Genomic DNA, 18,554 nt, shown 5'->3' on the forward strand with positions numbered 1-18,554 from the left:
TAACTAAACACGATCGAAGGAGGTAACATAATGGGTCGCAGCTTGAAAAAAGGACCTTTTGCTGACGAGCATCTTCTGAAGAAGATCGCCGCTCAAGCAGATAGTGAGAAGAAACAAGTCATTAAAACTTGGTCACGTCGTTCTACGATTTTCCCTAGTTTTGTTGGGTACACGATTGCAGTTTATGATGGTAGAAAGCATGTCCCAGTCTTCGTCCAAGAAGATATGGTTGGCCATAAGTTAGGCGAATTCGTACCAACAAGAACATTCCGCGGTCATGGCGGCAATGATAAGAAAACGGCGGCACGCTAGGAAGGAGAGATTTAGTCGATGGCAGATCAAGATCAAATCACATCAGCACGGGCAGAAGCAAAAACTGTTCGTATCGCGCCTCGTAAAGCTCGCCTTGTAGTCGATTTAATTCGTGGCAAAGGTGCTGCTGAGGCATTAGCGATTTTACAATTTACACAACGTGGTGCTTCACCAGTTGTTGCTAAAGTTTTAAAATCAGCTATTGCGAACGCTGAACATAATTATGATTTAGATGCACAGAACCTGTACGTCAGTGAAGCTTACGTTAACGAGGGTCCAACCTTGAAGCGTTTCCGTCCACGGGCGAAAGGTTCAGCATCACCAATCAATAAACGGACAAGCCACATCACTGTGGTTGTCAAAGAACGAGAAGAATAGGAGGGAAAAACGTGGGTCAAAAAGTAAATCCGATTGGATTCCGTGTTGGCGTCATTCGTGACTGGGATGCAAAATGGTATGCTGATAAAGAATACGCTGCTTACTTGCACGAAGACTTGCACATCCGTAAATACATTGAAAAAAATCTTGCTGATGCCTCGGTTTCCCAAGTGGAAATCGAACGTTCTGCTAAGCGTGTGAATGTTTCGATTCATACTGCTAAACCAGGTATGGTCATTGGTAAAGGTGGCGCGGAAGTTGAAAACTTACGCAAAGCTTTGAACGCATTGACTGGCAAACAAGTCCACATCAACATTGTTGAAATCAAGCAACCAGATTTGGATGCAAAGTTAGTTGCCGAATCAATCGCTGCTCAATTGGAAGCACGTGTGGCTTTCCGTCGGGCACAACGTCAAGCAACTCAACGGACGATCCGTGCTGGCGCTAAAGGTATCAAGACTCAGATCTCTGGTCGTTTGAACGGGGCAGATATGTCACGGGTCGAATGGCATACAGAAGGCACCGTGCCTTTGCATACGTTACGCGCTGATATCGATTATTCATGGCAAGAAGCAACTACAACTTATGGTCAATTAGGTGTTAAAACCTGGATCTACCGTGGCGAAATCTTACCAGGACAAAAAGTTGTCCGTGATGCCGATACAGGCAATGACAATAAGAAACGCAACAACAATAACCGTCGTGGTCGTCGTGACCAACGCGGTGATAAGAGAGCTGCGAAAGGAGGAAAATAATCAATGTTAGTACCTAAGCGTGTTAAACATCGCCGCGAGTTCCGTGGTAAGATGCGCGGTGCCGCTAAAGGCGGCAAAGAGCTTAACTTTGGCGAATATGGCTTGCGTGCTGTGGAATCACATTGGATTACCAACCGCCAGATCGAAGCTGCTCGTATTGCGATGACCCGTTACATGAAACGTGGCGGCCGTGTTTGGATCCGTATTTTCCCACATAAATCATACACCGCTAAAGGCGTTGGTGTCCGGATGGGTTCTGGGAAAGGTGCACCAGCAGGTTGGGTAGCACCCGTTAAGCGCGAGAAGATCTTGTTCGAGATCGGCGGCGTTCCAGAAGAAGTTGCGCGTGAAGCACTTCGTTTGGCATCACATAAGTTGCCGATCAAGACTAAGTTTGTTAAGCGCGAGGAAGTAGGTGGCGAAGCTAATGAAGGCTAGTGAAATTAAAGGGTTAACCACTGCTGAAATGCTTGATAAAGAAAAGCAATATAAAGAAGAATTGTTCAACTTGCGCTTCCAACAGGCCACTGGTCAATTGGAAAACACCGCTCGCTTGAGCCAAGTGCGGAAGAATATCGCACGGATCAAGACAGTTCTTCGTCAGCAAGAACTTGAGAAATAATCGGAAGGGAGATTTAAAACTTGAGCGAAGAAAATCGTAATAATCGTAAGGTTTACCAGGGTCGCGTTGTTTCCGATAAAATGGAAAAGACAATCACCGTCGTGGTTGAAACTTATCATACCCACCCAACTTATGGGAAACGTGTTAAGTATTCGAAGAAATTTTATGTACATGACGAAAACAACGAAGCAAAAGTTGGCGACATTGTTCGGATCATGGAAACTCGTCCGTTGTCTCGTTCAAAGCGCTTCCGTTTATTAGAAGTTGTTGAGAAGGCAGTTATTATCTAAAGCGCGTCAAGAATGACGAGAGGAGGAAATTATAGTGATTCAACAAGAAACTCGGCTTAAAGTTGCTGATAATTCAGGTGCTCGTGAAATCTTGACGATCAAAGTTCTTGGTGGTTCAAACCGCAAGACGGCTAACATCGGTGATGTCATCGTTGCTACAGTCAAACAGGCAACACCAGGTGGCGTTGTCAAAAAAGGTGACGTGGTCAAGGCAGTTATCGTTCGTACCCGTTCAGGCGCACGCCGCCCAGATGGTTCGTACATTCGTTTCGACGAAAATGCCGCTGTGATCATTAACCCAGATAAGAGCCCTCGTGGTACTCGTATCTTCGGACCGGTCGCTCGTGAACTTCGTGATAACGACTTTATGAAGATTATCTCGTTAGCACCGGAAGTATTATAGTCGTAATTGAGAATTGTTCATGAGGAGGTGCACATCAAACGATGCACGTAAAAACTGGTGATAAAGTTAAAGTTATTAGCGGTAAAGACAAAGGCAAAGAAGGCAACGTCCTTAAAGTCCTCACTAAGCAAAACCGCGTGATTGTCGAAGGCGTCAACATTGTCAAGAAGCATGCGAAACCATCTAACACAGATCCTCAAGGTGGCGTTAAAGAAATCGCAGCTGCGATCGATGTTTCTAACGTGATGCTGATCGACCCTTCAACGAAAGAACCAACTCGGGTTGGCTATCAAGTCGTTGATGGTAAGAAGGTTCGGATCTCTAAGAAATCCGGCAATCAAATCGACAAGTAAACGAGAAGGGAGGATACAACTTAATGTCAAATCGCTTAAAAGAACGCTACGTTAAAGAAATCACACCAGCAATGGTTGAGAAATTTAACTACAGCTCTGTCATGCAAGTACCAAAGATCGAGAAAATCGTTCTGAACATGGGTGTTGGTGATGCAGTAACCAACTCTAAAAACCTAGATAACGCTGTTGAAGAATTAACTTTGATCTCTGGTCAAAAACCACTGATCACCAAAGCTAAGAAATCAATCGCCGGCTTCCGTTTACGTGAAGGAATGTCCATTGGGGCAAAAGTTACGTTGCGGGGCGAACGGATGTATGATTTCTTAGATAAATTGATCAACGTTTCTTTACCTCGTGTCCGTGACTTCCATGGTGTTAGCACTCGTTCATTTGATGGACGCGGTAACTACACATTGGGTGTCAAGGAACAATTGATTTTCCCGGAAATCGAATTCGATAAAGTTGCGCGGGTCCGTGGGTTAGACATCGTCATCGTCACTACCGCAAATACTGACGAAGAAGCACGCGAATTGTTGACCCAAGTTGGTATGCCATTTGCTAAATAAAGGAGGTCACACATTTGGCTAAGAAGTCATTAGTAGTCAAGAATCACCGTCCTGCTAAGTTCTCAACACAGGAATACACACGTTGCGAACGTTGCGGACGTCCACATTCTGTATATCGCAAATTTAAGCTTTGCCGTGTTTGCCTTCGCGAATTAGCTCATGAAGGTCAAATCCCTGGCATGAAAAAAGCAAGCTGGTAATCCTAAAACGACAGGAAAGGGAGGTAAATTAATCAATGGTCATGACTGATCCAATTGCAGACTATCTAACACGTATTCGTAACGCCAACATGGTACGTCACGAATCTTTAGAAGTTCCTGCCTCGAAAATTAAGAAAGACATGTCTGAGATTCTGAAGCGCGAAGGTTTCATCCGCGATTATGAAGTGGTCGAAGACGGCAAACAAGGGATGATCAAAATCACCCTTAAATACGGTCAAAATCACCAACGTGTCATTTCTGGTTTGAAGCGTATCTCTAAACCAGGCTTGCGTAGTTACGTGAAGGCTGACGATGTTCCTAAGGTTCTTAATGGCTTAGGCATCGCAATCATTTCAACATCAGAGGGCGTTATCACCGATAAAGAAGCCCGTGCCAAGAACGTCGGCGGCGAAGTTTTAGCTTACGTTTGGTAATTCTCAAAAGTTAGGAGGTGTTTCATTAAATGAGTCGTATTGGCTATAAAGTAGTCGAATTGCCTGCAGGCGTTACGGTTACAAAAAACGGCGATCAAGTCACAGTTAAGGGCCCTAAAGGCGAATTAACTCGGACATTTGATCCAGCAATCACTTTGAAAGAAGACGGCAACATCGTTTCTTTCAACCGTCCTAATGATAACTATAAAGCACTTCATGGGACGACACGTGCTAACTTCAACAACATGGTCATCGGGGTCACCGAAGGCTATGTCAAGAAAATGCAATTGGTCGGGGTCGGCTATCGTGCACAGTTAAAGGGTAAGACCTTAAGCTTAAGCGTTGGTTTGTCTCATACAGTTGAATTTGAAGCACCAGAGGGTATCACAATTGAAGTTCCGTCAAACACGGAAATCAATATCAGTGGTATCAGCAAGCAACAAGTTGGCCAGTTGGCAGCTGAGATCCGCGCGATCCGGCCACCAGAACCTTACAAAGGCAAAGGTATTCGTTATGTTGATGAATATGTTCGTCGTAAGGAAGGTAAGACTGGTAAGTAGTTTTTAAAAAATTTATGAGGTGAACATTGTGATTTCGAAACCAGACAAAAATAAGACACGGCAAAAACGCCACACGCGTGTCCGTGGCAAAATCTCTGGTACTGCAGAGCGCCCACGCTTGAACATTTTCCGTTCTAACAAAAACATCTACGCTCAATTAATTGATGACGTAGCGGGTGTGACGCTTGCAAGTGCCTCAACTCAAGATAAAGAATTGACTGCAACAGGAACCAAAGTTGAACAAGCGCAACAAGTTGGCGAGTTGATCGCAAAACGTGCCGAAGATAAGGGCATTAAGGCCGTTGTCTTTGACCGTGGTGGTTATCTCTATCATGGCCGTGTTCAAGCATTAGCTGAAGCAGCCCGTGAAAATGGACTGCAATTCTAAGGAAGGAGAAAACCACACATATGACTTTTATTGATCCAACTCACCTAGAATTAGAAGATCGCGTTGTTGCGATCAACCGTGTCACTAAAGTTGTCAAAGGTGGTCGTCGTTTGCGCTTTGCCGCAATCGTGATCGTTGGCGACAAGGCTGGACACGTTGGCTTTGGTACTGGTAAAGCTCAAGAAGTTCCAGAAGCAATCCGCAAGGCCGGTGAAGATGCTAAGAAGAACTTGGTCGAAGTTCCAATCGTTGGAACAACGATTCCTCACGAAGTAATTGGTCATTTCGGTTCAGGTCGCGTTTTGTTGAAGCCTGCTGTTGAAGGTTCTGGGGTTTCTGCTGGTGGTGCCGTTCGTGCTTTGATGGAACTTGGTGGCGTTCTTGATGTCACTTCGAAGACATTGGGTACAAACACACCAATCAACGTGATCCGCGCAACGATGGATGGCTTGAAACAACTACAAACTGCTGAGCAAGTTGCTAGTCTTCGTGGTGTTTCTGTTCAAGACTTACAAAACTAGGAGGGCTTTGTTGATGGCTAAGATTAAAATCACGCTCGTCCACAGCGCTGCACATCGCCTACCTGCTCAACGCAAAATCGTTAAAGAGTTAGGCTTAGGTCGGATCAGCAGTTCTGTGATCAAACCTGATAACGCTGCAATCCGCGGTGCTATCTTTAAGATCTCTCATTTAGTTGAGATCGAAGAAGTTCAAGACTAATCATAATTTTCAAACAAGGAGGTGCTAGACTTCATGGAATTGCATGAATTAAAAGCTAGTGAAGGTTCCCGTCGCAATCGTAAACGTGTTGGCCGTGGTACTTCGTCAGGTCAAGGTAAGACTTCCGGACGTGGCCAAAAAGGTCAATTGGCGCGTTCAGGCGGTAAGACACGGATCGGTTTCGAAGGTGGCCAAATGCCATTGTTCCGTAGAATGCCAAAACGTGGCTTCAAGAACATCAACCGTAAAGAATATGCCATCATCAACCTGAATGACTTGGAAGGTTTTGATGAAGGGACAGAAGTTACGACTGAATTATTGATCCAATCCGGCGTGATCAAGAAAGAACTTGCCGGCGTTAAGTTGTTAGCGACTGGCGAATTGACTAAGAAACTTTCAGTTAAAGTTGCTAAGTGCTCAGCTGCTGCTAAAGAAGCTGTTGAAGCTGCTGGTGGTTCGATCGAGGTGCTCTAATGCTAACGACATTGCGGAATGCATTCAAAGTCAAGGAAATCCGTAAGAAGATTTTCTTCACGCTGTTCATTTTGTTGATCTATCGTCTTGGCTCTCAGATCACTGTACCTGGGGTTGATGCATCTGCGCTGTCGAAAATAAGTGCTGGCGGTTTGATTCCATTGTTTGATACCGTTAGTGGTGGTGGGTTGTCTAACTACTCACTATTTTCGATGGGTGTCTCACCATTCATTACCGCGCAAATCGTCATTCAATTGTTGCAAATGGATATTGTTCCGAAGTTTGTGGAATGGAGCAAACAAGGTGAAGTTGGGCGGCGTAAGCTGAATCAAGCGACGCGCTACCTGACGATTGTCTTGGCCTTCGTTCAGTCGATCGGAATCACCGCCGGCTTTAACTACTTAAGCAATTACGGCTTGATCAAGGATTCGACACCGCAAACATTCGTCATTCTGGGCATCATTCTAACCGGTGGGACAATGTTACTGACTTGGTTAGGTGAACAGATCACGGATAAAGGGATCGGTAATGGCGTCTCCATGATTATTTTCGCGGGGATCATTGCTCGGTTACCTCAAGGAATCTATTCATTGATTGAAGAGAACATTATCAATAATATTGATGCGAGTGCCGCTGAATTGTGGAAAGGCATTGGTATTCTGGTCTTGTTACTTGTTGTTATTCTGTTCATCGTTTTCTGGGTGACTTATGTCCAACAAGCTAATCGTAAGGTTCCGATTCAATACACGCGTCGTGCGACTGGCGGCGGTAGTGAAAGCTACTTGCCATTGAAAGTTAACGTTTCAGGCGTGATTCCTGTTATTTTCGCCAGTTCCTTCATCATTACTCCTTCGACGATCTTGATGATTTTCCAAGCGAATCATGGGGATGAAGGCTGGTATCAAGTACTCAGCAACATTTTCAGCATGCAGACAACTGTCGGCGCGTTGATTTATACCGTTTTGATCGTCTTATTCACGTTCTTCTATGCCTTTGTCCAGGTCAACCCGGAGAAGCTGGCGGAAAACTTGCAAAAGCAAGGCGCCTATATTCCTAGTGTTTGGCCAGGTAAGGAAACAGAGAAGTACTTCTCAGGCTTATTGATGCGTTTATCCACAGTCGGCTCGATTTTCTTGGGTCTGATCGCGTTGTTACCACAATTAGCGACGAACATCTGGGGCTTGCCACAATCCATTGGGTTGGGCGGAACTAGTTTGTTGATCGTTGTTGGGGTCGCACTGGAAACTTCCCGTCAATTAGATGGCTTGATGATGAAACGTCAATATGTTGGATTTATTCGGTAACTGGAGGCTGGAAAATTGAATTTGATTTTAATGGGGCTGCCTGGTGCTGGTAAAGGCACACAAGCAGAACGCATCGTTGACCAATATCATTTGGCGCATATCTCCACTGGGGATATGTTCCGTGAAGCAATGGCAGCAAAGACGGCGGTTGGGTTAGAAGCCAAGAAGTTCATTGACAATGGTGATTTGGTTCCTGATGAAGTTACCAACGCGATCGTCAAAGAACGGTTACAGCAACCCGATACCAACGTGGGTTACATGTTAGATGGTTTCCCACGGACGATCGAGCAGGCTGAAGCCTTAGATCGGATCGCAGCTGAATTGGCGAAGCCGGTTGACGCTGTGATCAACATTGATGTTGACCCGAAAGTCTTGGTTGATCGTTTATCCGGTCGGTTCATTTGCCGGACCTGTGGCGCGACTTATCACAAGTTGTATAATCCGCCTAAGGTTGCTGGGACTTGCGACCGCTGCGGTGGCCATGACTTTTATCAACGTGAAGATGATAAGCCCGAGACGGTCAAAAACCGTTTAGCCGTTAATATCAAAATGAATACACCGTTACTTGATTTTTACCGCGGTAAAAACTTACTTTATACCGTCAATGGTGAACAAGATATCGATCAGGTTTTTGATGAAATTGAAGCAATTTTGTCGAAATTAAATTAACTCTTGGTTCAGTGGTATAAAGTAAAGCTGAAGGCTTGGCAGAACAACTCCTTTGTGATAAACTAGGGCGGTGTTATGTCAAGTGAGTGCGGTTGCTCTCACTGTTTTTATGTATCCACGTGTTAACCAATTAGGAGGAAAATTTTTTTGGCAAAAGATGACGTAATCGAAATCGAAGGAACGATTGTCGACACCCTTCCCAATGCGATGTTTAAAGTCGAATTAGAGAACGGTCATACCGTGTTGGCGCATGTTTCTGGTAAGATCAGGATGCATTACATTCGTATACTTCCTGGCGATAAAGTTACCGTCGAATTATCACCATACGATCTCACCAAAGGCCGTATTACTTATCGGTATCGTTAAAGATATCGTATTTTCGGGAGGCTTAAATTAGAAATGAAAGTTAGACCATCAGTAAAACCAATGTGTGAACATTGCAAGATTATTAAGCGCAAGGGCCGTGTCATGGTCATTTGCTCAGCAAACCCAAAGCATAAACAACGTCAAGGCTAATAGGAGGTGTAATAGATGGCTCGTATCGCAGGTGTTGACTTACCTCGTGAAAAGCGCATCGTCATTGCTTTAACCTATATTTATGGGATCGGCAATACGACTGCTCAAAAGATTTGTAAAGACGCTGGCGTGTCTGAAGACGTTCGTTCTAAAGACTTAACACCAGATCAAGAAGACAAGATCCGTGCAGAAGTTGATAAAGTTCGAGTTGAAGGTGATCTTCGCCGTGAAGTAACTCGTGATATCAAACGTTTGCAAGATATCGGTTCATACCGTGGCATTCGTCACCGCCGTGGTTTACCAACGCGTGGTCAAAATACCAAGAACAACGCGCGGACTCGGAAAGGTCCAAAGATCTCAATCGCCGGTAAGAAGAAATAATTAGGATAAGGAGGTAAACACATGGCAGTTCGTAAAGGAAGTCGGAAACGCCGCGTCAGAAAGAATATTGAAAGTGGCGTTGCTCATATCCACTCCACTTTTAACAATACATTAGTTATGATCACTGATCCCCAAGGTAACGCAATTTCTTGGTCATCAGCTGGTGCTCTTGGCTTTAAGGGTAGCCGGAAATCAACCCCGTTTGCTGCACAGATGGCTGCTGAATCCGCTGCTAAAGAAGCAATGGAGCATGGCATGAAGGCTGTTGAAGTTGCAGTCAAAGGCCCTGGTTCAGGTCGTGAAGCTGCGATCCGTTCATTGCAAGCAACTGGTTTGGAAATCAGTGCTATCCGCGATGTTACTCCGGTACCGCATAACGGTTCCCGTCCTCCAAAGCGTCGTCGTGTTTAGTGTCGCTGGTTTTTAAGATGTATCGACGCGTTCACTTAGACACACACGTTTCGAAAGGGGTAAAGATTGAATGATCGAATTTGAAAAGCCAAACATTACAAAAGTTGATGAAAGTACCAACTACGGTAAGTTTGTGATTGAACCGCTTGAACGTGGTTACGGAACGACGCTTGGCAACTCATTAAGACGGATTTTATTGTCGTCTTTACCTGGCTCTGCTGTCTCAAGTATTCAAATTGATGGTGTACTCCATGAGTTTTCGACCATCGATGGGGTCATGGAAGATGTCACCCAGATTATTCTGAATATTAAGAAGTTGGCATTAAAGAATCACTCTGAAGATGTTAAAGTTGTTGAAATCGACGTAGATGGCCCAGCGACAGTAACTGCCGCAGATATCAAGACCGATGATGACATCGATGTTTTGAATCCTGAACAGTATATTTGCCAAATCGCTGAGGGTGGTCATTTACACATGCAAATGACGATCAAAAACGGTCGTGGTTATATTCCTGCTGATCAGAACAAGAGCAGCGATATGCCCATCGGCGTCATTGCAATCGACTCGATTTTCACACCGATCGAACGAGTGAACTATCAGGTCGAAAGCACCCGTGTTGGTAAGCGTAATGACTTTGATAAATTGACATTGGATGTTTGGACAAACGGTTCGATCTCACCCCGTGAAGCAATTAGCCTAGCTGCTAAGATCCTTTCTGATCACTTGAATATTTTCGTGGACTTGTCTGATGAAGCCAAGAACACGGATATCATGGTGGAGAAAGAAGAAACGCAGAAAGAAAAGAAACTTGAAATGACGATCGAGGAACTCGACTTGTCAGTTCGCTCTTATAACTGCTTGAAACGGGCCGGGATCAACACAGTCCAAGAATTGACCAATAAAACTGAAGCAGATATGATGAAGGTTCGCAATCTTGGCCGCAAGTCCTTGGAAGAGGTTAAAGCTAAGTTGATCGATCTTGGTCTATCATTACGCTCAGACGATTAATTAACACTAAAGGGAGGTTAGACTATGAGTTACCGCAAATTAGGCCGAACATCTTCACAACGGAAAGCAATGTTACGTGATTTAACGACTGATCTGTTGATCAATGAACGCATTGAAACTACGGAGACCCGCGCTAAGGAAATCCGTCGTTCTGTTGAAAAGATGATCACTTTAGGCAAACGTGGCGATTTGCACGCACGCCGTCAAGCTGCCGCATTTGTTCGCAACGAAATCGCTTCTGTTCATGAAGACGGCGAAGAGGTTGTTGTACAATCTGCTTTGCAAAAGCTTTTCAGCGACATTGCACCACGCTACGCCGATCGTAACGGTGGTTACACCCGCATCCTCAAAACGACACAACGTCGTGGTGATGGCGCGCCAATGGTTATCATTGAGTTAGTGTAATCGACCCACGATTTCAAATTAAGCACGATTAATTTCGGCCAATTTTCATTTCATAAGTGTGAGTGCGAGCGTTACGATGATGGGAACCCACCAAGTCTAGCTTAGGCGTGTAGCAATACGCGTCCCGCTTATGAATGATTATTGTACATACAGTTGGTGAATCGGCGATGGCTGGTTCACCGACATGCAAAAATAAGCGATCGCCTTGAATTGTTCAGGGCGGATCGCTTATTTTGTTGGGTCTAGAATTTTTGTCGCGCTCACGGCGTGGAAGTGATTCCCGTGCCAACAAATTTTCAGTGGTGCTAAACTTGGTCGGGATTGCGGCTTGGTGCCGGTAAGGCCGACTTTAAATCAATCCAGTTGATCAGACCTTGCAAGCGCTGGTCCCAAAATACGATCAGGGGACCGGTAAAGAAGGCAACGATGATTGTCACGACGCCAACTGGGCCGCCAGCAAAGTAGGCTCCCAGGGTAAACAAGGAATCCTGGGCGATGCGAATGACTTTATACTTACCATGGGTCAAAGTGACCAGGATCGGGGTTAACGCGTCATATGGAGCGACCCCAGTGTCCGCCGTAATATAAACGGCCACGCCAAAGGTGAAAATCAACAACCCAATCACGGCGACGAGGATTTGGCTGCCGATCGTGGTGGGCAATGGTAAGACCAAACCGTACAACCAGTTGAAGAGCTGGATATAATAGCCGATCAGGACCATATTAAAAATCGTTCCGGTGCCGATCAATTTTCGCTCCATGAAGAAAACAAAAATCAAGATGATAAAGTTGATCGCCAGTTGGTAGTTGCCTAAGCTGATGTTTAGGAACTTGGACAGCCCCACATTGATTGCTGAGTAAGGGTCCATGCCCAAATTAGCGATCAGGAGCAAGGTGGCTCCAATGGCTTGAATGGTCACGCCAATGAAGGACATCAGTGAGCGCCAAAGATAATTCTTGGCTCCCTTCGGCGCAAGCGTTGCAAGAATCGTTTTGATCATGATGACTTCCTTTGCTAATAAGATAGGTTGGTCAGTTTGATTAACCAACTTGAAACCATTATAAAGAATCCGGTTTCAATTGTATAGGCCCATCAGGGAAAATACAAGGACCCCGTGGAAATTAGCCTGGCAGTTCGGCAGGGGAAAACGTTACTCAGGCTAAGTGGGCCAGTTCGGGAGTCGACTGCGGCATCAAAACCGGCGCTGGTTTTATGATTTGACGTTTCTGCCTCATTTTGCCGGTTATTTTTTCGATCGAGTGATTTTTTGACGGCTCAGGACCACGCCTATTGGTGGAATATGGTAGAATGTTATCAATGATTAATTGGAGGTGCGGCTGTGGAACCGCTGATTCGCTTGGAACATTTGACTTATACTTACAATAATAGTGACGTCCCGGCGTTGAATGACGTTTCTTTGACGATCGCAGCTGGTCAGTGGATCGCGATCGTTGGTCACAACGGTAGTGGCAAGAGCACCTTGGCAAAAACATTGAATGGCCTGATCGAACCGCAGCAGGGCCAGGTTTACTTCAACGGGGTCCTGTTGGATGAGGATTCCGTTTGGTCGATCCGCCGGAAAATCGGTGTGGTTTTCCAAAGTCCGGACAATCAATTTGTTGGGGCAACGGTGGCCGATGACGTCGCTTTCGGGATGGAAAACAATGGGGTCCCGCGGGCGGAAATGGTGCCCCGGGTCGCGGCGGCCTTGGCGCAAGTGCGGATGAGTGATTACGCGACGCATGAACCGGCGCGTCTTTCTGGCGGACAGAAGCAACGGGTGGCCTTAGCCGGCGTTTTGGCGCAGCAACCAGAGGTGATCATTCTGGATGAAGCGACGAGTATGTTGGATCCTCAAGGCCGGCAAGATGTGGTCAGTTTGATGACCCAACTCCAGGCCGCCGGGAACTTCACGATTATTTCCATTACGCATGACATTGATGAGGCTGCTTTGGCTGATCAGGTGATCTTAATGGATGATGGTCGTCTGATCCAACAAGGACCACCAGCGGCAATTTTTAATGAAGGCGAGCTACTGCGTCAACATGGTTTGACTGTTCCCTTGAGCGAACAAGTGCGAACCGGTCTAGTGGCGCAACACGTGCCGTTGCCAGATCAATACTTAAGTGAGGAGCAGTTGGTCAGCAAATTATGGACATTACATTTAAACAAGTAAGTTATACTTATCAGGCGAACTCGCCACTGGCGACACCCGGTCTGCGGGATGTTGATCTGCATTTTGCCAGTGGTAGCTATAACGCGATCATTGGGCAAACTGGAAGTGGAAAGTCTACGCTGGTGCAGCATCTCAATGGGTTGCTGATCCCAACGGCTGGTCAGGTGATCGTTGGTCAACAGGTGATTACCCCCTTGACCAAGAACAAGGCGCTCCATGACCTGCGGCGGCAGGTGGGACTGGTTTTCCAATTCCCGGAAAGTCAGTTATTTGAAGAAACTGTCCTGAAAGATGTGGCCTTCGCGCCGAAAAATTTCGGAAAAACGCCCGCTGAAGCGACTGCCATCGCCCAGCAGGCCTTAAGATTGGTGGGGATCGGCCCTGAATTGGAAGCAAAAATGCCGTTTGATCTTTCTGGCGGACAAATGCGGCGGGTGGCGATCGCTGGAGTTTTGGCGATGGAACCAGAAGTCTTGGTCTTGGATGAGCCTACTGCCGGCCTTGATCCCGTTGGTCGGGAAGAGATGATGCAATTGTTCGCGCGAATTCAGCAGGAACGCCAGTTGACCGTGATTTTGGTGACCCATCAAATGGACGATGTGGTTCGTTACGCGGATCAGGTGGTGGTCATGGAGCAAGGACATCCTTTGAAAGTGGGCAGTCCCCGGGAGATCTTCGCGGATCCAACCTGGTTGGCGGCCCATAATCTGGAATTGCCCAGCACGGGTCAGTTGGTCGCGCGGCTGCAACAACAAGGTTTTGAGTTTACGACTTTGCCATTGACGGTTCCTGAATTATTGGCTCAATTGACGCCACAATTAAGGCAGGTGCCTGTGGATGGATAAACTGATTCTGGGACGTTATTACCCGGGGGATTCCTTTGTTCACCGTTTGGATCCTCGTCTTAAATTGATTCTCAATATTCTATTTATTATTTTGATCTTCATTGCCCAGCATTGGCCGAGTTATCTGTTGCTAGGCGTTGTGGTGGTCGCCAGCGTCTGGGCCTCAGGAATCTCCTTGAGCTTCTTTCTGCGGGGGCTGCGACCAATGCTGGTCTTGATCCTCTTCACGGTGGGGCTACAGCTCTTTTTCACCAGCGGGCAGCACGTGTATTGGCAGTGGGGAATCTTGTCGGTCAGTCAAGAAGGGCTGATCAACGCCGCTTACATTGCGGTCCGCTTCCTGTTGATTATTTTCATGTCAACGTTATTGACCTTGACGACACAGCCTTTAGAGATTGCGGATGGACTAGAGTATTTAATGAAACCCTTGAAAGTGGTCAAATTCCCGGTCAATGAGGTCGCTTTGATGCTTTCGATCGCGCTACGCTTCGTGCCTAAATTGATGGACGAAACCACGAAAATCATGAATGCGCAGCGGGCCCGAGGCGTTGATTTCAATAATGGTGGGTTGATCAAACGGGCGAAGGCCTTGCTACCATTACTGATTCCCTTGATGATGAGCAGTATTGATATTGCCTCGGATCTGACCACGGCGATGATTTCGCGCGGTTACCGCGATGGCGAAGGGCGGAGTCGTTACCGGATTTTGCAGTGGCGACCAACTGATACCGTGATCTTAGCGGCTTCTGGCGTGCTGACGGTGGGGCTGATCCTCCTCGAGCGCTTCCTGTGATCCTGGCAGTGGCGGCCGCGGTTTGGCCGGTTAGCCGGGCAACGAACCGGCAGCAACTCAGCGGCGCCCGTTTAGCAAGCGAACGGGCGCTACTTTTTTGAGAAAAATCACTGCTTGCTTTGATCGACTAACTCATCAGACGTATTCATCAGTCGTCCTTATCAGACGCACTCATCAAGAGAAAGGAGGTGGCGTTTGGATGCCACGTTATCGGGTCACCGTCGCTTATGACGGGACGAATTTTGCGGGATTTCAGCGCCAACCCCATCAGCGGACCGTTCAAGGCACGCTGGAGCAGGCCCTGACCAAAATGACAAAAGGGCAGTTTGTGAAGGTCCAAGGTTCCGGCCGAACCGATGCCGGCGTTCACGCCCATGGTCAGGTGATCAATTTCGATTATCCGAAGGAATTGCCGCCCCGCAATATGCGGTTGGCGCTGAACAGTTTGTTGCCTCTAGATATGGAAGTGGTGGCCAGTCAGCTGGCCGCGCCGGATTTCCACGCTCAATTCGATACCATTGGCAAATGCTACCGTTATCAAGTCAGTCGCGGGCGCTTCACTGACCCCTTTCGGCGCTTTTATACCGGTCACTATCCTTATCCGCTTGAGGTGTCGTTGATCCAACAAGCGCTACCTGATTTGCTCGGCGAGCACGATTTTACCAGTTTTGCAGCCAGCGGTGGCGCCATCAAGAATAAAGTGCGGACGATTTACCGCGCCACAGTTGTTGAGAATCCGGCTGATCACGAACTGACCTTTGAATTCATTGGCAATGGTTTTCTCTACAATATGGTGCGGATCTTGGTGGCGACTGCTTTGGAGATCGGCAATGGCCGGCGGGCACCGGATGACTTTCAACGGCTGTTACAAATCGGGGATCGTCAAGCGGCTCGCGGCACCGCGCCGGCAAGCGGACTCTACTTGGAAAAAGTTTTCTATCCTGGCGATGAAGCGGAGCTCACTAGTCTTAGCCAGATCGAGATCGTCAAACCGCTGGTACCCAAGCGGTTCTCGCCAGAATGGCGGCGGAAGCCAGATCAGGAGAACAAGCTTTAGGCGCAACCCCGGCCAGGTCCCGCTTCAGTACAGTAGCCCTGACTAGCGTCGCTTAATTTTGCGCTTCGACTATTTTATGGGGAAGTAACGTCCCGCCATGAAAAGAAAAATAGTTAAAACTTTGGGATAATCACCGATTTTCATTGACTTCAGGGCTTATTTTCGGTAAACTAGTCGTTGGTATTTGTTTGCCCCACGATAGGCCCCGGAAATCTTATTGAGTGTCAAACAAAACATTATTTATGGAGGAATTTATCGTGCGTACAACACCTTTGGCAAAACCAGGCGAAATCGAACGTAAATGGTATGTGATCGATGCAACAGACCTTGTATTAGGTCGTTTATCTGTTGCAGCAGCGACAATCTTGCGCGGCAAGAACAAGCCACAATTCACACCTAACGTCGATACTGGTGACAATGTAATCATCATCAATGCATCTAAACTTAAATTAACTGGTAAGAAAGCAACTGACAAGTTGTATCAACATCATAGTGATCATCCCGGTGGTTTGAAGACACGGACGGCTGGTGATTTGCTGGCGAACAATCCTGTTCGTTTAGTTGAATTATCGATCAAAGGCATGTTGCCTAAGAACACGTTGGGTCGCCAACAGTTCAGTAAGTTACATGTTTATGCTGGTGCTGATCATGAACACCAAGCACAGAAGCCAGAAATCTTAGACGCTTCAACCATTAAATAAGGGAGGAAATTATAGTGGCACAACAAGTAACTTATATCGGCACAGGTCGTCGTAAAAATTCAGTTGCGCGTGTTTTCCTCGTTCCTGGAACAGGCAAAATCACGATCAACAAGAAATCAGCTGATGACTACATGCCATTCGCAAGTCTGATTTTAGACATGAAACAACCTTTAGCTTTGACTGAAACAGAAGGCGCTTATGACGTTAACGTGAACGTTAACGGCGGCGGTTTCTCTGGTCAAGCCGGCGCGATCCGTCATGGTATCGCTCGTGCTTTGTTAAACGTTGACCCTGACTTCCGTAGCGTTCTGAAGAGCGCCGGCATGTTAACTCGTGACCCTCGGATGAAGGAACGTAAGAAACCAGGTTTGAAGAAAGCTCGTAAGGCTAGTCAGTTCTCAAAGCGTTAATCCGGCACGTTATAACAAGCCTGATTACGGTTTTAACTTTTACCCCAATTGGCAAAATTCGCTCAGAAAATTTAACTTTGGGGTAAGGTTTGGGGTAAATATTATCTCAATGAGAATGTTGAACGTCAGATTAGATAATCTGGCGTTTTTTTGTACTTTCTTTTTTTAATCGATTTACGAACATTTCGTGCACCTTAGTGGAAATGACATCCGGCGTATTGACGTAAATTTTTGTCGTTGCTACGTCGGAATGAGTGAGTGCTTCGGAGATATCTTCGAGGGAAGCACCACCTTCACGGGCAAGTGTACCAAAAGTGTGACGCAACTTGTGTGGGTGTAATTTAGCCAATTCTGGATGACGATGATGGATCGACTTGATTCGATAATTCAAATAGTCGGAATGTAAGGGGACATTCATGTGACCACGAAAATCGGTATACGTGAATACAAATTGGTCAGGTGTTTGCTCAATTCCAATTTGCGCTAACTCTTCGGCTTGCTGTGCCTTCCATTCTGCAATCTCACTAACTAGTTCTTCTGGAATAGTTAGCTGAGTGAACTTATGGCCCTTAGTGTCTTTGAGCTTCTTAGATTTAGAAAGACTTTGAATGATGAACAGGGAATTAGTTTTCAAGTCAATATGACGCCACTGTAAGCCATAGGTTTCACTCTTACGGTCACCAACGTGTAAAGTTAGCAAGAAGAGTAAATGCTGCATCAACGTGATTTTACCGGCTTGATAGTCTTCCTCTAGCGCTTCGAGCCAGTCGAGCAACTTTTGCGCCGTGAGTGCTTCTCCTTTCGCTTGACGCTGCTTTTTTAATTGGTCATGGTAAGGAGATGCAACCATGTTTAGAACCTTACCAACGCGATTATATTCGATATAATCCATTGCTTCGGCGAGATCAAACACTTGGCGTGTGTAACTCTTGATATTGCGAATATTGCTAAAAGTGGCAGATTTCATCGTCAATTCATTGATGACAATTTCCTTATGATTGTTCAGATAATTCAATGAGTAATTACCAAACATCGGTAGAATATGAAGTCTAAAAATTGATTTTTGATAATCGATTGTCTCAGTTGTAGGGACAACGCGTGTCCGTCCAGTCGCACCCTTAACATAAATATCCATGAAGACGTTGTGGTAAAAATCACTAAATAACATTTCTCCTTTAGTTTCCAATGAACGCGGGCTATCATCCTTTCGTACCTGTTCAATTTGCATCAACACATTAGCTTCTTGAATCTTAGCTGTCTTGAGACTTGGCAGTGTTTTCTTGTAGCGGCGTTTGTTGTCGAAAAATGGTCTAAGCTTTTTCGGGTATTGCACTTCTACAAGATAACTTCCAGATTTTGTTTTACTAATAGTCATAACTACATTCCTCCAAAAAAATTAATTGAAATTTTTCAGAGCGAAC

The 18,554-nt window shown here is 46.1% G+C and carries 31 protein-coding genes and 1 pseudogene; 30 read left to right on the forward strand and 2 right to left on the reverse strand.

From position 1 onward, the window contains the following. The first annotated feature begins 30 nt into the window (after nt 1-30). The 24 genes from rpsS to rplQ all read left to right on the forward strand — a co-directional run bounded on the left by rpsS (nt 31) and on the right by rplQ (nt 11,150). Nucleotides 31-312: a 30S ribosomal protein S19 gene (gene rpsS / locus ACYVSB_RS09705; protein ID WP_125600122.1), complete on the forward strand. Its 282-nt coding sequence runs from the start codon at nt 31-33 to the stop codon at nt 310-312. An 18-nt stretch (nt 313-330) separates the two neighbouring features. Further along, nucleotides 331-690: a 50S ribosomal protein L22 gene (gene rplV, locus ACYVSB_RS09710; RefSeq protein WP_125600125.1), complete on the forward strand. Its 360-nt coding sequence runs from the start codon at nt 331-333 to the stop codon at nt 688-690. 11 nt (nt 691-701) lie between these two features. Beyond that, a complete protein-coding gene (gene rpsC, locus ACYVSB_RS09715; protein ID WP_125600128.1) occupies nt 702-1,445 on the forward strand; it encodes a 30S ribosomal protein S3 in 744 nt (247 codons plus the stop codon). Between the two features lie 3 nt (nt 1,446-1,448). Further along, a complete protein-coding gene (rplP, locus tag ACYVSB_RS09720; protein ID WP_125600131.1) occupies nt 1,449-1,883 on the forward strand; it encodes a 50S ribosomal protein L16 in 435 nt (144 codons plus the stop codon). Continuing rightward, nucleotides 1,873-2,067, forward strand: a complete 195-nt coding sequence (rpmC, locus tag ACYVSB_RS09725) for a 50S ribosomal protein L29 (RefSeq protein WP_125600134.1) — start codon at nt 1,873-1,875, stop codon at nt 2,065-2,067. The genes rplP and rpmC overlap by 11 nt, the downstream gene beginning before the upstream one ends. Nucleotides 2,068-2,087: 20 nt before the next feature. Beyond that, nucleotides 2,088-2,357: a 30S ribosomal protein S17 gene (rpsQ, locus tag ACYVSB_RS09730; RefSeq protein WP_125600137.1), complete on the forward strand. Its 270-nt coding sequence runs from the start codon at nt 2,088-2,090 to the stop codon at nt 2,355-2,357. A 34-nt stretch (nt 2,358-2,391) separates the two neighbouring features. Next, nucleotides 2,392-2,760, forward strand: a complete 369-nt coding sequence (rplN, locus tag ACYVSB_RS09735) for a 50S ribosomal protein L14 (protein WP_125600141.1) — start codon at nt 2,392-2,394, stop codon at nt 2,758-2,760. A 41-nt stretch (nt 2,761-2,801) separates the two neighbouring features. Continuing rightward, a complete protein-coding gene (gene rplX, locus ACYVSB_RS09740; RefSeq protein WP_125600144.1) occupies nt 2,802-3,113 on the forward strand; it encodes a 50S ribosomal protein L24 in 312 nt (103 codons plus the stop codon). Between the two features lie 23 nt (nt 3,114-3,136). Next, nucleotides 3,137-3,679, forward strand: coding sequence for a 50S ribosomal protein L5 (gene rplE, locus ACYVSB_RS09745; RefSeq protein WP_125600147.1), 543 nt, complete (start codon nt 3,137-3,139; stop codon nt 3,677-3,679). 14 nt (nt 3,680-3,693) lie between these two features. After that, the gene (locus ACYVSB_RS09750) at nt 3,694-3,879 is read left to right on the forward strand and encodes a type Z 30S ribosomal protein S14 (RefSeq protein ID WP_125600150.1); all 186 of its coding nucleotides are present in this window, start codon (nt 3,694-3,696) and stop codon (nt 3,877-3,879) included. A gap of 35 nt (nt 3,880-3,914) precedes the next feature. Next, on the forward strand, nt 3,915-4,313 hold the full coding sequence (gene rpsH / locus ACYVSB_RS09755) for a 30S ribosomal protein S8 (RefSeq protein ID WP_125600153.1): 399 nt from the start codon (nt 3,915-3,917) through the stop codon (nt 4,311-4,313). A gap of 29 nt (nt 4,314-4,342) precedes the next feature. Beyond that, nucleotides 4,343-4,873, forward strand: coding sequence for a 50S ribosomal protein L6 (gene rplF / locus ACYVSB_RS09760; RefSeq protein WP_125600156.1), 531 nt, complete (start codon nt 4,343-4,345; stop codon nt 4,871-4,873). 19 nt (nt 4,874-4,892) lie between these two features. After that, entirely contained in the window at nt 4,893-5,261 is a 369-nt protein-coding gene (rplR, locus tag ACYVSB_RS09765) for a 50S ribosomal protein L18 (protein WP_309297201.1), read from the forward strand. Nucleotides 5,262-5,281: 20 nt separating this feature from the next. Further along, on the forward strand, nt 5,282-5,782 hold the full coding sequence (rpsE, locus tag ACYVSB_RS09770; RefSeq protein ID WP_125600162.1) for a 30S ribosomal protein S5: 501 nt from the start codon (nt 5,282-5,284) through the stop codon (nt 5,780-5,782). 13 nt (nt 5,783-5,795) lie between these two features. Further along, on the forward strand, nt 5,796-5,981 hold the full coding sequence (rpmD, locus tag ACYVSB_RS09775; RefSeq protein WP_125600165.1) for a 50S ribosomal protein L30: 186 nt from the start codon (nt 5,796-5,798) through the stop codon (nt 5,979-5,981). A 33-nt stretch (nt 5,982-6,014) separates the two neighbouring features. Beyond that, on the forward strand, nt 6,015-6,455 hold the full coding sequence (gene rplO / locus ACYVSB_RS09780; RefSeq protein ID WP_461219245.1) for a 50S ribosomal protein L15: 441 nt from the start codon (nt 6,015-6,017) through the stop codon (nt 6,453-6,455). After that, nucleotides 6,455-7,759: a preprotein translocase subunit SecY gene (secY, locus tag ACYVSB_RS09785; protein WP_461219246.1), complete on the forward strand. Its 1,305-nt coding sequence runs from the start codon at nt 6,455-6,457 to the stop codon at nt 7,757-7,759. Before rplO ends, secY begins: the two co-directional genes overlap by 1 nt. A 15-nt stretch (nt 7,760-7,774) precedes the next feature. Beyond that, complete coding sequence (locus ACYVSB_RS09790; protein ID WP_125600173.1) at nt 7,775-8,428, forward strand: adenylate kinase; 654 nt, start codon at nt 7,775-7,777, stop codon at nt 8,426-8,428. 147 nt (nt 8,429-8,575) lie between these two features. After that, a complete protein-coding gene (gene infA / locus ACYVSB_RS09795) occupies nt 8,576-8,794 on the forward strand; it encodes a translation initiation factor IF-1 (protein WP_125600176.1) in 219 nt (72 codons plus the stop codon). Nucleotides 8,795-8,827: 33 nt separating this feature from the next. Continuing rightward, entirely contained in the window at nt 8,828-8,944 is a 117-nt protein-coding gene (rpmJ, locus tag ACYVSB_RS09800; protein ID WP_125600179.1) for a 50S ribosomal protein L36, read from the forward strand. 15 nt (nt 8,945-8,959) lie between these two features. After that, nucleotides 8,960-9,325 carry a 30S ribosomal protein S13 gene (gene rpsM, locus ACYVSB_RS09805; protein WP_125600182.1) on the forward strand — a complete coding sequence of 122 codons (366 nt, stop codon included), beginning with the start codon at nt 8,960-8,962 and terminating at the stop codon, nt 9,323-9,325. Between the two features lie 21 nt (nt 9,326-9,346). Continuing rightward, complete coding sequence (rpsK, locus tag ACYVSB_RS09810) at nt 9,347-9,736, forward strand: 30S ribosomal protein S11 (RefSeq protein ID WP_125600184.1); 390 nt, start codon at nt 9,347-9,349, stop codon at nt 9,734-9,736. A gap of 70 nt (nt 9,737-9,806) precedes the next feature. Continuing rightward, nucleotides 9,807-10,745 (forward strand): DNA-directed RNA polymerase subunit alpha, encoded by a 939-nt coding sequence (locus ACYVSB_RS09815; protein ID WP_125600187.1) that lies wholly within the window; start codon nt 9,807-9,809, stop codon nt 10,743-10,745. Between the two features lie 24 nt (nt 10,746-10,769). Next, a complete protein-coding gene (gene rplQ / locus ACYVSB_RS09820; protein ID WP_125600190.1) occupies nt 10,770-11,150 on the forward strand; it encodes a 50S ribosomal protein L17 in 381 nt (126 codons plus the stop codon). A gap of 305 nt (nt 11,151-11,455) precedes the next feature. Here the strand turns inward: rplQ and ACYVSB_RS09825 are convergent, their stop codons facing one another. Continuing rightward, on the reverse strand, nt 11,456-12,151 hold the full coding sequence (locus ACYVSB_RS09825; protein ID WP_125600193.1) for a YczE/YyaS/YitT family protein: 696 nt from the start codon (nt 12,149-12,151) through the stop codon (nt 11,456-11,458). A gap of 339 nt (nt 12,152-12,490) precedes the next feature. Between ACYVSB_RS09825 and ACYVSB_RS09830 the strand changes: the two genes are divergently transcribed. From ACYVSB_RS09830 to rpsI, 6 genes and pseudogenes are all read left to right on the forward strand, one after another. After that, complete coding sequence (locus tag ACYVSB_RS09830) at nt 12,491-13,327, forward strand: energy-coupling factor ABC transporter ATP-binding protein (RefSeq protein ID WP_125600196.1); 837 nt, start codon at nt 12,491-12,493, stop codon at nt 13,325-13,327. Continuing rightward, nucleotides 13,303-14,172, forward strand: coding sequence for an energy-coupling factor ABC transporter ATP-binding protein (locus ACYVSB_RS09835; protein WP_125600199.1), 870 nt, complete (start codon nt 13,303-13,305; stop codon nt 14,170-14,172). Before ACYVSB_RS09830 ends, ACYVSB_RS09835 begins: the two co-directional genes overlap by 25 nt. After that, a complete protein-coding gene (locus ACYVSB_RS09840; protein WP_461219247.1) occupies nt 14,165-14,965 on the forward strand; it encodes an energy-coupling factor transporter transmembrane component T family protein in 801 nt (266 codons plus the stop codon). Before ACYVSB_RS09835 ends, ACYVSB_RS09840 begins: the two co-directional genes overlap by 8 nt. A 199-nt stretch (nt 14,966-15,164) precedes the next feature. Next, nucleotides 15,165-15,905: pseudogene (gene truA / locus ACYVSB_RS09845) on the forward strand (tRNA pseudouridine(38-40) synthase TruA); the annotation flags it as partial. A gap of 374 nt (nt 15,906-16,279) precedes the next feature. Continuing rightward, nucleotides 16,280-16,723: a 50S ribosomal protein L13 gene (rplM, locus tag ACYVSB_RS09850; protein WP_125600209.1), complete on the forward strand. Its 444-nt coding sequence runs from the start codon at nt 16,280-16,282 to the stop codon at nt 16,721-16,723. A gap of 14 nt (nt 16,724-16,737) precedes the next feature. After that, complete coding sequence (gene rpsI, locus ACYVSB_RS09855; protein ID WP_125600212.1) at nt 16,738-17,133, forward strand: 30S ribosomal protein S9; 396 nt, start codon at nt 16,738-16,740, stop codon at nt 17,131-17,133. A 130-nt stretch (nt 17,134-17,263) separates the two neighbouring features. Here the strand turns inward: rpsI and ACYVSB_RS09860 are convergent, their stop codons facing one another. Further along, on the reverse strand, nt 17,264-18,508 hold the full coding sequence (locus ACYVSB_RS09860; RefSeq protein WP_100070898.1) for a site-specific integrase: 1,245 nt from the start codon (nt 18,506-18,508) through the stop codon (nt 17,264-17,266). Nucleotides 18,509-18,554: the final 46 nt, after the last annotated feature.

Source organism: Lapidilactobacillus salsurivasis, from assembly GCF_054785215.1.

Coding starts and splice junctions, on each gene's coding strand:
- rpsS (WP_125600122.1), top strand. CDS start 31: ATGGGTCGCAGCTTGAAAAAAGGACCTTTTGCTGACGAGCATCTTCTG.
- rplV (WP_125600125.1), top strand. CDS start 331: ATGGCAGATCAAGATCAAATCACATCAGCACGGGCAGAAGCAAAAACT.
- rplP (WP_125600131.1), top strand. CDS start 1,449: ATGTTAGTACCTAAGCGTGTTAAACATCGCCGCGAGTTCCGTGGTAAG.
- rpmC (WP_125600134.1), top strand. CDS start 1,873: ATGAAGGCTAGTGAAATTAAAGGGTTAACCACTGCTGAAATGCTTGAT.
- rplX (WP_125600144.1), top strand. CDS start 2,802: ATGCACGTAAAAACTGGTGATAAAGTTAAAGTTATTAGCGGTAAAGAC.
- rplE (WP_125600147.1), top strand. CDS start 3,137: ATGTCAAATCGCTTAAAAGAACGCTACGTTAAAGAAATCACACCAGCA.
- rpsH (WP_125600153.1), top strand. CDS start 3,915: ATGGTCATGACTGATCCAATTGCAGACTATCTAACACGTATTCGTAAC.
- rplF (WP_125600156.1), top strand. CDS start 4,343: ATGAGTCGTATTGGCTATAAAGTAGTCGAATTGCCTGCAGGCGTTACG.
- rpsE (WP_125600162.1), top strand. CDS start 5,282: ATGACTTTTATTGATCCAACTCACCTAGAATTAGAAGATCGCGTTGTT.
- rpmD (WP_125600165.1), top strand. CDS start 5,796: ATGGCTAAGATTAAAATCACGCTCGTCCACAGCGCTGCACATCGCCTA.
- rplO (WP_461219245.1), top strand. CDS start 6,015: ATGGAATTGCATGAATTAAAAGCTAGTGAAGGTTCCCGTCGCAATCGT.
- secY (WP_461219246.1), top strand. CDS start 6,455: ATGCTAACGACATTGCGGAATGCATTCAAAGTCAAGGAAATCCGTAAG.
- rpmJ (WP_125600179.1), top strand. CDS start 8,828: ATGAAAGTTAGACCATCAGTAAAACCAATGTGTGAACATTGCAAGATT.
- rpsM (WP_125600182.1), top strand. CDS start 8,960: ATGGCTCGTATCGCAGGTGTTGACTTACCTCGTGAAAAGCGCATCGTC.
- rpsK (WP_125600184.1), top strand. CDS start 9,347: ATGGCAGTTCGTAAAGGAAGTCGGAAACGCCGCGTCAGAAAGAATATT.
- ACYVSB_RS09815 (WP_125600187.1), top strand. CDS start 9,807: ATGATCGAATTTGAAAAGCCAAACATTACAAAAGTTGATGAAAGTACC.
- rplQ (WP_125600190.1), top strand. CDS start 10,770: ATGAGTTACCGCAAATTAGGCCGAACATCTTCACAACGGAAAGCAATG.
- ACYVSB_RS09825 (WP_125600193.1), bottom strand. CDS start 12,151: ATGATCAAAACGATTCTTGCAACGCTTGCGCCGAAGGGAGCCAAGAAT.
- ACYVSB_RS09835 (WP_125600199.1), top strand. CDS start 13,303: ATGGACATTACATTTAAACAAGTAAGTTATACTTATCAGGCGAACTCG.
- ACYVSB_RS09840 (WP_461219247.1), top strand. CDS start 14,165: ATGGATAAACTGATTCTGGGACGTTATTACCCGGGGGATTCCTTTGTT.
- ACYVSB_RS09860 (WP_100070898.1), bottom strand. CDS start 18,508: ATGACTATTAGTAAAACAAAATCTGGAAGTTATCTTGTAGAAGTGCAA.